The organism is Natrialba sp. SSL1, assembly GCF_001861355.1.
In the GTDB taxonomy this organism is placed as follows: Archaea; Halobacteriota; Halobacteria; order Halobacteriales; family Natrialbaceae; genus Natrialba.
Window position 1 is genome coordinate 143050 of record NZ_MASN01000029.1, and the last position, 12241, is coordinate 155290.

Genomic DNA, 12241 nt, shown 5'->3' on the forward strand with positions numbered 1-12241 from the left:
GAGCGATTGTGCTGATCAGGCGTCCGGATTCGCCGCCGGCAACGCGCGCAACCCCCGCGGCGGGAGCAGGTAATTCCCCCGCCGGTTGACGAAGATGTAGTGGAGGATCCCGTTATTCGCCGAGGGCACGTCGAGATCCGCACCCGTCATCGCCTCACGAACTCGGACGAAGTCCTCGATGTCGTGCTGGAGTGAGACGAAGTGCAGTCCCGGCCGGTCGCCGTCAATCGTGTTGAAATCGCGGCGCAAGAGCGGCGGGTCACCGTCCTCGCGCCCGCGTGCTGCCTTCTGGGCGTGGCCGACGACTCCTTCCTGTCTGGCGTCGGCAGCCGTCGCCTCGATCCGCTCGTCGCTTAGTCCGCTGTCAGCCCCAAGTTCCTCGCCGACGTCACCGACGAGTTCCTCCGCGGCGTGTTCCGGGCTGAACATTTTCGAGACGCGCTGGTAGTGGTTTTCCTGTTCGAACCAGACCTCGAGCTGGATGTCCATCGAGGAGACGTGCTGTGTCGTCCCGTCGGCGAACGGCCCGGAGTCGATGGTCACCCGGTCCTCGCTCGCCTGCGTGCGGTCGAATCCCGAGCGAAAGCCCATAAAAAACGGCGCATCTTTGGGGACCGCGTCGGGAACCCCAGAAACGTCCGTGTGCTCTGTAGGGAGTCCCGCACCTACGAACCCTGTCCGACGGTTCTCGTCGACGCGTTCGAAGACTTCTATAAGGTTGGACTCGAGTACAACGCCGTTGCGTTCCGGCTCCTCCTGGTCGCCGAACAGTCCCTCCTCGACTTCGAGGACGACCTCGGGGTGGTTGCTCGCGAGGTGGAGCAAGGCGTCGAATTCGTCGAATGCGGGGTCCTCGCGGGACGTGAGCGCCGCTGGTTCGGGAAGGTCGACCCCTTCGGGGAGGTCCTCGTCGAACCGCTCGAAGTACGACGGCGTGTAGCCGAGCGTGAACAGCAGTCCGTCAGTGCTCCACTCGTAGGCACGCTCGAGCGTTCGGAGGGTAGACTCGGTAGTCTCGCGGGCGTCAGCAGTCGGTTCTCCGTCGGCGGTCGCACGTTCAGTCAGCGCCAGCGGGAGCAAGACGTGGTGTGCTGGCGGCTCGACGTTCCCTTTGTCGTCGCGTGTCGCGAACTCGTTCCAGGCGTACTGGCGAGCGGGCAACGAGTCAGGGTCGTCGGTTCCCGAGGGAACGGTGTTTTCCGCGCCGTTTTCGCCACTACTCATGTCGAGACACGCACTGAGTGCAGTCGCGCCGCCAACGGCGACGAGCGCGCGGGCGTACTCCCGGCGGGACAGCGTGGACCGATCGGGGAGCGTCACTAGTATCACCACGGGACCGGATAGCCCAAAGCGTTACTCTTCGTGACGAGTCTACCGTTATCGTCGACAGAACGTGTTCGGCACTCAGCGAGACCAGGTGCAGAAACGCGACGGACTGCCATCGTTTTGAGGGAAGGGGCGGGTACCCACGGTTCGTAGCTCGCGGCAAGAATTGTGGCTGGCGGGAAGTCGCCAGTGCCGACTTACTCAGTCAGTAGTGCCACGGATAGTCGTCGAACTCAGGATCGCGACCCTCGACAAATGCGTCGCGACCCTCCTTCGCCTCGTCAGTCATGTAGCCAAGCCGGGTCGCCTCGCCGGCGAACACCTGTTGGCCGACCATGCCGTCGTCGGTCATGTTGAACGCGTACTTCAGCATCCGCATCGCCGTTGGACTCTTGGAATTGATGCGTTCGCCCCACTCCAGCGCGGTCTCCTCGAGTTCGTCGTGGGGGACGGCTTCGTTGACCATGCCCATCTCGGCGGCCTCCTCGGCGCTGTAGGTCTTTCCGAGGAAGAACACCTCGCGCGCTTTCTTTTGGCCGATCTGTTTGGCGAGGTAGGCCGAGCCGAAGCCGGCGTCGTAGCTTGCGACATCGGGGTCGGTCTGGAGGAACTTCGCGTGCTCCTCGCTGGCGAGCGTCATGTCACAGACGACGTGCAGCGAGTGACCGCCGCCGACGGCCCAGCCGGGGACGACGCAGACGACAACCTTCGGAATGTGTCGGATGAGGCGCTGGACTTCGAGAATGTGGAGTCGCCCCTGCTCGGATGCGCGGGCTGTCTCGCTCTCCTCGTCCTCGCCGGTGTACTGGTAGCCATCGTCGCCGCGGACCGTCTGATCGCCGCCGGAACAGAACGCCCAGCCACCGTCTTTCGAAGAGGGGCCGTTGCCGGTGAGCAGGATACAGCCTACGTCGGTCTGGCGCTTTGCGTGATCCAGCGCGTCGTACAGTTCGTCGACCGTCCCCGGGCGGAAGGCGTTGCGAACGTCGGGGCGGTCGAACGCGATGCGGACCGTCCCGGAGTCGACCGCGCGGTGATAGGTGAGATCGCGAAAGTCGAACTCGTCGACCGGCTCCCACCGGTCTGCGTCGAAGCATTCCGAAACCATTGGCCGACTGTCGGGGGCGAATCCTGATATAGGTTCTCGTCGCCAGTAGCTCGATTCTGTATAGCACTAGTCGATTTATTAGGACGAAATCGGACAGCGCTGGACAGCCACCGACCACCAGACAGTTCATATCAGTAATACTTACCAACCAGTATACTGTGCCTCCGATAGGCTACTGGAACCGATGGGTGAGACCTACTACGACGTGCTCGGCGTCGAGCCAACCGCCACGCAGGACGAACTCGAGTCCGCCTACCGCGAGTGTGTCCTCGAGACCCATCCGGATCACAACGATGCCCCCGACGCGACCGAGCAGTTCCAGCGCGTCTCGACCGCCCGCGAGGTACTGACGGACGAGGCCGAACGAGCGAGGTACGACCGCCTCGGGCACGAGGCCTACGTCCAGGCGGAGAGTGGCGAGCCAACGGCGCAGGCGGGATACTCGAGTACCAATGCCACTGCAACCACAGAGCAACAAACGCGACGGGAGACGAATCGCAACGGTCGAGCGAGGCAGCGGCGGAATCGCGACTGGTCGTTCGAGGAGATTCGACAGGAGGCTGAGCGGGAACGGGCGCGGTCGCAGTCTGGGTCGCGGTCCAGTTCCCGCTCTGGTTCTGGTTCCGGTTCCCGCTCTCGTTCTCGCTCTCAGACCCAGCGGACGAAACACACTCGGCACACCAGACAGACACAGCAACACGACCACACCCAGACCAGCACAAACACGACGAACACTGAACCCGGGTCAACCGCGTCCGCAGATCAGACAGACAGCACAACCGACACCACGACCAGCGACGACTTCCAGTACGCCGTCCACGACTGGAACGACGAGGTGGAACTCGAGTGGCAGGGACGAGCACTCGACCACCAGACTATCGTCGGGCTCGCCTGTATCTGGCTGCTCTACCCGGTGTTCATCTATGCGAGCCTGACACCGGTGTTTCCCACGAGCGCCAATGCGGTCGTCGCCGTCTGCACCCTCGGACTCGTCGCCTATCTGCTGACACTGCCCCGAATCGCTGCCGGCATCTTCGGCTCCTGGAGTCTGCTCGTTTCAGTTGCGCTTCTCACGATCGAGGCGATTCCGATCGCCGTGCTGTCGGTCTACGGCTTTCTCACGCTCGCAGGCGTCTGGGTGCCGTTTGGCTATGCACTCGCGGTCTGGTGGGTGCTACGGCCCTGATCCTGCACGCCAGGCAATACAAAACCGCGCGTTAGTCGTCATCTGCGCCGACTGCAGTCCGAACCGTCTCGTCCAGTTCCTCGCGTCGCCGGTGGCTCGCCGCCGAGTCGAACGCGACCGAAAGCACCTGCGTTCCCTCACTCGCGAGCGATTGTCGGTATGCGTCCTCAAATTCTGTCGGGCCGACGTGTTGAAGGTCGAAGTCGTACAGTTCTGCGAGCGCATCGAACTCGAGTCCGTGGGGCGTCTTGAACTGCGACGTAAACGGCGGGTCGAACGCCTCGACGGGGAGTTTGTGGAAGATTCCGCCGCCGTCGTTGTCCAGCAGGACGATGGTCGCGTCGACGCCGCAACGCTCCAGCGCCAGCAGGCCGTTCGAATCGTGGTAGAACGCGAGGTCGCCGGTGACGAGCACGAGCGGCTCCTCGGTCGCGCTGCCGGCTCCGAGCGCCGAACTCGTGATGCCGTCGATACCGCTCGCACCGCGGTTCGCGAGCACCGTGAGATCGGCCTCGCGTGGGCGACCGAAGCGGTCGCCGTCCCGGATCGGCATGCTGTTCGAGACGAAAATCGTCGCCGGGTCCGGGACCGCCTCGAAGACGGCGGCGAGAATCGCGCCCTCGAACGGGGTGGACTCGAGTACCTCGTCCGTGCGCGCGTCGTCGCAGTGAGTCCAGTGGGTGTGTTCGGCCTCGGCGAAGCGGGTTCGCCAGCCGCTGTCTGAATCGGTGTTCGCGAGTTCGTCGGCCAGCGTCTCGAAGACCGCACCGGGTTCGGCAGCGACCAGATCCGTCGCGGTGAACGTCGCCTCGCGCCACGCGCCGACGGGATCGAGCAGGAACTGCCGCGCGGCGGCGTCCCGGAGGAAGTGACGCAGCCGTTTCGAGGTTGGTGAAGCACCGAATCTGAGGACGGCGTCGGGCGCCGGCAGCGCGTCGATGTAGCCGTCGTAGCCGCCGTAGATGGTCTGTGTGTCCGAAGTGGAGCGGTCAGCGGCGATGTGCGGACCAAACCGGAGATTCGAGAGCGGATCTGCGAGCACTGGCGCACCGACCGCATCCGCGACGGCGATGACGTCGGTGGGATCCAGCTGGGATGGCGACAGCGTCGCCGGATCCGCAGGCCCCGCGACGATGAGCGGGCGCGCGGCCGACTCGAGTACCGCCCGAAGCGAGTCGACATCGTCGGCATCGACCGCCCCCCGCTCCGGTTCGCGCGTCCCGACGAACGCGCCGTCGCGCCCGCGTCCAGCGAGCGTCTCGGAGAACTCGTCGGGAACGGATTCGAGTCCGTCCGTTTCGATCGGCTCGAGTGGCTTCCGGAACGGGCAGTTGAGGTGGACGGGGCCGGGCTCGGAGACGGTGGTCTCCAGCAGCGCGCGTGCGGCGCTCGTTCGGAGGCTGCGAACGGTTCGTTCGCTCGCCTCGGGAACGGGAAGTTCGGCGTGCCAGCGGACGGCGTCGCCGTAGAGGTCGAGCTGGTCGACGGTCTGGTTGGCCCCGCTATCGCGCAGCTCTGGCGGGCGGTCGGCCGTGAGCACGAGCATCGGGACGCGGGCCTGGGCGGCCTCGATGACGGCGGGATGGAAGTTCGCCGCCGCCGTGCCCGAGGTGCAGACGAGCGCCGTTGGCTCGCCGGTTCGGCGCGCGCGTCCGAGTGCGAAGAAGGCTGCCGAGCGTTCGTCTAAGTGCGAGAAGACTTCGATTTCCGGATGCTTGGCGAACGCGATGGTCAGCGGCGTCGACCGGCTGCCGGGTGCGAGACAGACCGCCTCGAGCCCGCCCGCTGCGAGTTCGTCCGCGAGGACGCGACCCCAGAGCGTCGCGCGATTTGGGGCGGTCGTCATCGTGGGCGGGGCTGCTCGCCGTCGGTTTCGGGGACGGACGGCTCTGTATCGGATTGCTCCAAGCTGGCCTCCTCGGGGCGCAGCTCGTCCAGAATCGGCCGGAACTTGAGCTGTACTTCCTCCCACTCGTCGTGCGGATCGCTGTCAGCGACGAGGCCACTTCCGGCGAACAGCGTCACACGGTCGTCCGTCGCGACGCCGGACCTGAGCGCGACGGCGAACTCACCGTCGCCGTTGCCGTCGAACCAGCCGATCGGCGCGGCGTACCAGCCGCGGTCGAACGGCTCGGTTTCGTGGATCGTCTCCCAGGCCTCGTCAGGGGGCATCCCGCCAACTGCGGGCGTCGGGTGCAGCGCTTCGACGAGTTCGAGCACGTGCGTCACCTCGTCGTCGAGCGTCGCCTCGATCGGCGTCCGGACGTGCTGGATGGTCGCCAGCCGGCGAATCTGCTGGTCGTCGATCGTCAGACTGCTGGTCACCGGTGTCAACTGGTCGCGGATCGCCTCCGCGACGAGGACGTGTTCGTGCTGGACCTTCTCGCTATCCCGGAGCTGGTCGGCGAACTCCTCGTCCGCTTCGGGCGTCTCACCGCGGGGAGCAGAGCCCGCAAGCGCCTCGGTTTCGACACGCTCGCCGCGTTTCGAGACCAGTCGTTCCGGCGGCGCGCCGAAGAACGTTCCGCCGGCGTCGTCGGAGCGAGCATGGCTGTGGTCGATCAAGAACCGATAACAGTTCGGATACCGCCGTCGCAGCCGTTCGAGCGTCGCCGGCACGTCGATCTCGTCGTCGAGCCCGACCGACAGCGACTGGGCGAGCACGACCTTCCGAAGTGCCGTCGTCTCGATGCGCTCGACCGCGTCCTCGACCTGCTCGGTCCACGCCGCGCGCGAGGTCGTCCGTTCGGTCCCCGTGACGCCCGGCGGCGAGCCGCTCGGTCGCATCGAAGGGAAGCCGGAATCCGCCAACCGGTCGTGCCACGTATCCAGCCGCTCGGTCGCGGTGTCGACATCCGAGTCGACCGCCGTGAGCCACGTCGTCTCGTCACTCCGGACGACGAGCACCCGTGGGACGACGAACGAGGCGGCGGTGAAGCCGCGCCACGGCGCAGTGGTGGGTGTGGTGGCTGTGGCGGTGTCCGTCTCTATCTCTGGATTGGCACCACTCTCGAAGGAATCGTGAAACGACAGCCCGCCAAACGCTCGTGGTCGGGCGACTGCTGGTCCATCGTACTCGAGTGCCTCGAACGTTCGGGCGGCCTGCTCGCGAACGTCGTCGAATCGGTTTGGACCGGTTGCGGTGAACTGGGCGGCGACGCCGCGGCCGACGATCTCGAGGCCGTCAGGAGTGGCCCATTGAATTCGAGCTGCGTGGTGAGTGTGGGTGTGGGCGTTCGTGTCGGTATCGGTGCCGGTGTTGCTGGCAGTGTCGCTGCCAGTGTTGGTGACGGTACCGATCTCGATATCCGCGTCCAGCAGTGCCCCAAAAGAGATGTCCGCAGCCGCGTCGGTGAGTTCGCGACTCCGACTGCAAAGGGACGATGGGGATGAGGATGAGGATGAGGATGAGGATGTGCGATTGTGATCGTGATCACGATCACGATCGTGAGACGGTCCAGTTCCCGCCAGTTCCCCCTCGCCCGACGTACGATTCATCGAGCACAGTTCAGGACCGACGCGCCTTCAGCCTAACTATATCGCTCCTCTTGCCACGGGTTCGCCGTCTCGGAGTACCCCCGTCGTTCCCAGTAACCGAGTTCGGGTTCGGTGAGGAACTCGACGCCGTCGACCCACTTCGCGCCCTTGTACGCGTACTTGTGTGGAGTGACGACCCGGAGCGGGCCGCCGTGGTCGGCTGGGAGGTCTTGACCGTCGTACGCCCACGCGAAGAGAACCTCCTCGCGCATGCAGTCCTCGAGTGGCAGGTCGGTCGTGTAGTTGTCGAGCGCGGAGAACAGGACGTGGACGGCGTCGTCTTCGACACCGGCCAGATCCGCGAGAGCGGGGAACGGCACCCCGGTGAATTCGCAGTCGAACTTGCTCCAGCCGGTGACGCAGTGGAAGTCCTGGCGCTGGGTTTCACTCGGCAGGTCGCGGAACTCGTCCCACGACAGCGAGAGTTCGGTCTCGACAGCACCGGTGACGGTGAACTCCCAGGTATCGGGGTCCCAGTCGGGCGTGCCGCTCTTCGACAGCACGGGGAAGGCGGTCGTTTCGCGCTGGCCGGCAGGGAGTCGGTCGTCGCCAAACTCGTGGTAGAGGTCGGTTACGTCCCGGACGGACGTGCCGGCGTCGCCGTCTGTCGTCTCGGTCGACTCCGTGGTCATGGCTGATTCTTCGTGGCGAGCTACGTAGGTGTGACGCCACGCGGACAGGGACCGACAGGAAAGATCGAATCAATTCGCGCTGGTGGAACGCAAACGGGGGATGATACTGTGAGTGGCGTGTACATGACAGCAGGTCGCACGAGCAGCCAGGCGAAAACAGAGATTTCCAAGCAGGGAACGCGGTCGAAACGGTCTGAAACGACGCGCGTCGCAGGCAAGTCGGAGCCTTCCGTTCGAAACCCTCGCCAGCACTTAGTACAGTCTCGTTGAGATACCATCCGTATGGCGAGCAAACAGCAGATGACAGAACGGGACATCTCCAAAGAGTCAGCAGAGGTAGTCGGCGAACAGGCCATGGGTCCCGCGTTCCTCGCGGCAGCGGCGTCCGTCGGCCTTTCGTGGTACTACTTCTTCCTACGCGGGGACCGCGAGCGAGGGCTGTTTGTCGGTCTCTGGCCACCGACGATCCTCGCGTTCGCGAGCTACTTCAACCAGCGGAAGATGCGCCAGCAACTCGACAGCATCACGCAGCCGGGCACCACGATCAAGAACGCCCTCGATTCGATGATGGGCAACCGGTGAACCGGTAGCTCCCGCTTCGACGGTCCTAACCACCCGTCGACTTTCTGACTTCCATACTCAAGCGCTGTTCGACCACCCGCTGACACGTTTCTTTTGCCACTCGACAGTCGTTCCAGTCGAACCGGCGCGTGTCCGCACCGTCAAAACAATCGAAAATCATTGTTGTTTCGGTTGCTGCAGAGTCCCCGTCAAACCTAAATACCCCCTCACCGAAAGCCGAATCAGATGCCGAAAGTAGAGATCACAATCCCCGAACACCTCGAGATGCAGATCGCCCAGATGGTCGAGCGCGGCGAATTCGTCAACCGTGAGGAGGCAATCGAGGACCTCCTCTCGACGGGCATCAAAGCCTACAAGACCAGCGGGCCAATGGACGAAGAGGAAACAGCCGGTGGAACCGGCCTCGAAGACGACGGAATGATGGGACACGACGACGAGTACGTCTTCTAACTGCAGTTCGATCGTCGACAGCGTATCAGACGGCTAGTAGTTCGAGCGGTTCGGTCCGCGGCTTGCCGCCAACAGTCACCCGTCCCCTGTCTCGTCTTTCGTGTTCCGTGCGCTGTTCACGGATCCACCAACTCACCGAGAGCTATCTCTGGGTCGGCTCAGACGCGTCCCTACAATCCCATCGCGACCAGCGGGATCCCGAACGAGATCGCGACGCCGACGACCATGACGAGAAACCCGATCCCAACCGAGCGCGAGGAGTACTCGCTCATCGGCGCAGTCGTCCGATCGGCGGCGAGGTCGTGGCCGACGTCTGCAGCCGAGTCGTGGTCCGCGGCGGGCTCCGTGTCGTCCGTATCGTCTGCCATACCTGCGCGTTTCCGCCTCAGTTCCTTAAAGACAGCTATCGGATTCGGCAGCTCCGTACTCTGAAGCAAACCGACCGGCTCCAGCAAATCCGAACGCGATCGCGTTGCCCGATCCAGTCTCCTTTACTACGCTGGGTGCAAAGGCTCGGACAAGACCAGCAATGGCACTGACAAAGCGCATTATCCCGTGCATCGACGTCGACCTCGATGACGACGGGAATCCGGCGGTCTACACCGGCGTTCACTTCGAGGACCTCCAGTACACCGGCGACCCCGTCGAGATGGCCAAGGCGTACAACGAGTCGGGAGCCGACGAGTTCGTCTTCCTCGACATCACCGCCTCCGCAGAGGGGCGCGAAACGATGCTCGACGTGGTCAAACAGGTCGCAGACGAGGTGTTCATCCCGCTCACCGTCGGCGGCGGCATCCGAACCACCGAGGACATCAAAGAGACCCTCCGCGCCGGCGCGGACAAGGTCTCGATCACGACCGGTGCACTCGAGCGCCCCGAACTCATCAACGAGGGAGCGCGCGCGTTCGGCAGCCAGTGCATCGTGATCAGCGTCGACGCCAAGCGCCGCTTCGACGAGGGCGGCGAGCACTACGTCGAGGTCGACGGCGAGTCCTGCTGGTTCGAGTGCACGAAGAAGGGCGGTCGCGAGGGCACCGGGATCGACGTGATCGAGTGGGCCAAAGAAGCTGAATCCCGCGGCGCTGGCGAACTGTTCGTCAACTCGATCGACAAGGACGGCACGAAGGACGGCTACGATCTGCCGCTGACGGAGGCAGTCTGTGAGGCCGTCGACACGCCGGTGATCGCCTCATCCGGCTGTGGCGGCCCGGAAGATATGTACGACGTATTCACGGAAGCTGGCGCGGACGCCGGTCTCGCAGCATCCATCTTCCACTTCGACGAGCACTCGATCGAGGAGACGAAAGCGTACCTCGACGACCACGACGTGCCGGTTCGGTACTGACCGCCAGCGCCAGTACCAACGCCAACGCTAACACTAACGCCGACGCTAACACTAACGCCAACGCCACTCGCGTTCAATACGCTTATACCACCGCAGTCCTGCCCTCTTACCAGTGAAGTGGCGGTGTACCTGGTGTGGGAAACCACACGCCGAAAACGACCCTCCCTGTGATAGCTGCGGCCACAACACGTTTGAAGAGGCCGTCGTCCGCCAAGATGGGGACGGGCAGAGTGGACAGACCGGCCAGACCATCCAGACCGTCGACACCGGTACCACCTACGTCTGGGTCTGCTCGAACTGCGGCCGCCAGCACGTCAAGAACAATCCGCCCTGTGCTCGCTGTGGCGAACACGACCTGGAGAAAACCGAACAGAACTACGAGGAACTCGAAACCGAACTCCAGACGCCGAGCTGGTTCGAAGTCGCCAAACCGTACCTACCGGTGTTTGGCGTCATCGGTATCGTTCTCCTCCTGTTCGGAACCGGAATCATCTCGCCGTCGGTCATCCCAGGAATCGGGTCGCCGACGCCACCCGACGCGCCCGGAGACAGCACCGAAGCCGCCGGAATCGACCTCGACGCCGTCGAGTCGCAGGTCGTCGACCAACTCGCGGCCGAGCGTGCGGATGGGAGTCCGTCCACCGACGACGCGCTCATGGCGTACGCGACCTACCACAACCGCGTCTTCATCGAGGACGAGTACGGCGACGGAAGCCATAGCCCTGAACGTCCGAGCGAGTTCGGCGTCAGTTGCCAGTCCGACCTCGTCAGTACGCCGCTGTCGCCGTTCGAGGAGGACATCAACGGCTACGCCGACGCAGGTGAGGACGAACTCGCGGCGGACGTGACCGAGGTGCTGGTCGAACTCGATTCAATGACGGAGGAGTACGGCGTGGCATCCGACGGCTTCGACCTCCACGTCGCGCCCGACGGGACGGTTTATGTCTTCTATGCGGCGTGTTAGGGTTGATCTGTACGTCCTACTGCGTCAGAAAGAGCGAGAGAGCAACGGCATAAAAGCGAGGCGAGGTCCGAGCGATTACGCGGCCGCTTCGAACGACTCGCGGAACGCGACTGCCTTCTCGCGGACGTCGACCGCCGCTTCCTCGAGTGCATCGAGTGGGTCGACACCGCTTTCGGTCTTGACCGTCAGGATCGGTTCGGTCTGTCCACCCGACTGCTCGGGGTTCACGTCGTACGTTGCTGCGCTGACATCGTCGTGTTCGAGCAGTGTGCCCTTGAGGACGTTCATGAAGGTGTGATCCTCGCCGGCGATTTCGATCGAGAGTTCGGTCTCGCTGCTCTCGGTGACCCGCAGTTCCATGCCACGTCATCCGTTCGTCGGGCGCTTGTACCTTTCGAAGCCGATTTCGATTCTGGCCGTAACGCGCCTTCGAGGGAAGCCGTGTCTCTCCGGGTCTCGTATCGCTGAGGGTGTCTAACCGACGAAAGAATGACCGAACGTGTCGAGTGACTGGGTGGCTGGTTGCTCGTAACCGCGTTTCCGGCGAGTCGTTTCAGGCCCGCGTCCGAGCGCGTTCGGGTGCGTCGGCGCTACTGTTCGCGTAAGCGCTGTAGGCCGACAGGCCGGCGGCGACGAGGCCGGCGATCATCGTACTCGTCGCGAGATCGGCACTTCCCATCTCGATCGCGAACGGCGAGACGAGCGCCCAGAGCCCGAGCAGGACGGCGAGTGAGGCGACGCTGACGTTCGCGAGGCGATCCTTCGTGAGCCGGTAGAAGTTGTAGCCGGCGAGCAGGAAGATCGCTGTTCCGACGAGCGTGTTGTTCCAGACCGCCGCTTCCGTGGCTTCGAAGACGAACGGCGAGGCGACGAGCCACAGGCCGACGAGTGCGGCGAGCGCGCTTACCCACTGCATCACGTCCGTATTGATTACATCCCGGTCGGTTCGGGACGCGCTACGGTCAGTACCGCTGGCATCAGTGTCTGATCGGTCGTCTGATGGTGTTGTGCTCATGACTCACACCGGTTATCCGGCCGCCGAGTAAAACGGCAGTGCCTGCGCCTGTCGGGACGATCAGGTGAGTGAAATGGACGGAAGTAGGACCAGTTC

At 64.0% G+C, this 12241-nt stretch carries 13 protein-coding genes; 5 read left to right on the forward strand and 8 right to left on the reverse strand.

What is annotated here, in order from left to right:
• Positions 1 to 15 precede the first annotated feature (15 nt).
• Entirely contained in the window at positions 16 to 1320 is a 1305-nt protein-coding gene (locus BBD46_RS07855) for a DUF7405 family protein (RefSeq protein ID WP_071401172.1), read from the reverse strand.
• Between the two features lie 211 nt (positions 1321 to 1531).
• Positions 1532 to 2434, reverse strand: a complete 903-nt coding sequence (locus BBD46_RS07860; RefSeq protein WP_071401173.1) for a 1,4-dihydroxy-2-naphthoyl-CoA synthase — start codon at positions 2432 to 2434, stop codon at positions 1532 to 1534.
• Positions 2435 to 2618: 184 nt separating this feature from the next.
• On the opposite strand from BBD46_RS07860, the gene BBD46_RS07865 reads away from it, so the two are divergent.
• Positions 2619 to 3620, forward strand: coding sequence for a DnaJ domain-containing protein (locus tag BBD46_RS07865; RefSeq protein ID WP_071401174.1), 1002 nt, complete (start codon positions 2619 to 2621; stop codon positions 3618 to 3620).
• A 31-nt stretch (positions 3621 to 3651) separates the two neighbouring features.
• Here the strand turns inward: BBD46_RS07865 and menD are convergent, their stop codons facing one another.
• The 3 genes from menD to BBD46_RS07880 are packed head-to-tail and all read right to left on the reverse strand — an operon-like array spanning position 3652 to position 7789.
• Positions 3652 to 5466, reverse strand: a complete 1815-nt coding sequence (gene menD / locus BBD46_RS07870; RefSeq protein WP_071401175.1) for a 2-succinyl-5-enolpyruvyl-6-hydroxy-3-cyclohexene-1-carboxylic-acid synthase — start codon at positions 5464 to 5466, stop codon at positions 3652 to 3654.
• Complete coding sequence (locus BBD46_RS07875; RefSeq protein WP_071401176.1) at positions 5463 to 7118, reverse strand: isochorismate synthase; 1656 nt, start codon at positions 7116 to 7118, stop codon at positions 5463 to 5465. Before BBD46_RS07875 ends, menD begins: the two co-directional genes overlap by 4 nt.
• 32 nt (positions 7119 to 7150) lie before the next feature.
• Positions 7151 to 7789, reverse strand: a complete 639-nt coding sequence (locus BBD46_RS07880; RefSeq protein WP_071401177.1) for a sulfite oxidase-like oxidoreductase — start codon at positions 7787 to 7789, stop codon at positions 7151 to 7153.
• A gap of 282 nt (positions 7790 to 8071) precedes the next feature.
• Here BBD46_RS07880 and BBD46_RS07885 point away from each other — a divergent pair, with 282 nt between their 5' ends.
• Together BBD46_RS07885 and BBD46_RS07890 are read left to right on the forward strand one after the other, a co-directional pair.
• Entirely contained in the window at positions 8072 to 8371 is a 300-nt protein-coding gene (locus BBD46_RS07885) for a hypothetical protein (protein WP_071401178.1), read from the forward strand.
• 225 nt (positions 8372 to 8596) lie between these two features.
• A complete protein-coding gene (locus BBD46_RS07890; RefSeq protein ID WP_006654950.1) occupies positions 8597 to 8821 on the forward strand; it encodes a ribbon-helix-helix domain-containing protein in 225 nt (74 codons plus the stop codon).
• A gap of 170 nt (positions 8822 to 8991) precedes the next feature.
• On the opposite strand, the gene BBD46_RS07895 is transcribed toward BBD46_RS07890, so the two are convergent.
• Positions 8992 to 9189, reverse strand: a complete 198-nt coding sequence (locus BBD46_RS07895; RefSeq protein ID WP_071401179.1) for a DUF7550 family protein — start codon at positions 9187 to 9189, stop codon at positions 8992 to 8994.
• Positions 9190 to 9350: 161 nt separating this feature from the next.
• Here BBD46_RS07895 and hisF point away from each other — a divergent pair, with 161 nt between their 5' ends.
• Together hisF and BBD46_RS07905 are read left to right on the forward strand one after the other, a co-directional pair.
• Positions 9351 to 10166, forward strand: coding sequence for an imidazole glycerol phosphate synthase subunit HisF (gene hisF / locus BBD46_RS07900; RefSeq protein ID WP_071401180.1), 816 nt, complete (start codon positions 9351 to 9353; stop codon positions 10164 to 10166).
• A gap of 112 nt (positions 10167 to 10278) precedes the next feature.
• Complete coding sequence (locus tag BBD46_RS07905; protein WP_071401181.1) at positions 10279 to 11130, forward strand: hypothetical protein; 852 nt, start codon at positions 10279 to 10281, stop codon at positions 11128 to 11130.
• 75 nt (positions 11131 to 11205) lie between these two features.
• On the opposite strand, the gene BBD46_RS07910 is transcribed toward BBD46_RS07905, so the two are convergent.
• Both BBD46_RS07910 and BBD46_RS07915 read right to left on the reverse strand, forming a co-directional pair.
• Positions 11206 to 11490, reverse strand: a complete 285-nt coding sequence (locus tag BBD46_RS07910; RefSeq protein ID WP_071401182.1) for a DNA-directed RNA polymerase subunit L — start codon at positions 11488 to 11490, stop codon at positions 11206 to 11208.
• A gap of 193 nt (positions 11491 to 11683) precedes the next feature.
• Positions 11684 to 12145 (reverse strand): SPW repeat protein, encoded by a 462-nt coding sequence (locus tag BBD46_RS07915; RefSeq protein ID WP_071401183.1) that lies wholly within the window; start codon positions 12143 to 12145, stop codon positions 11684 to 11686.
• Positions 12146 to 12241 lie beyond the last annotated feature (96 nt).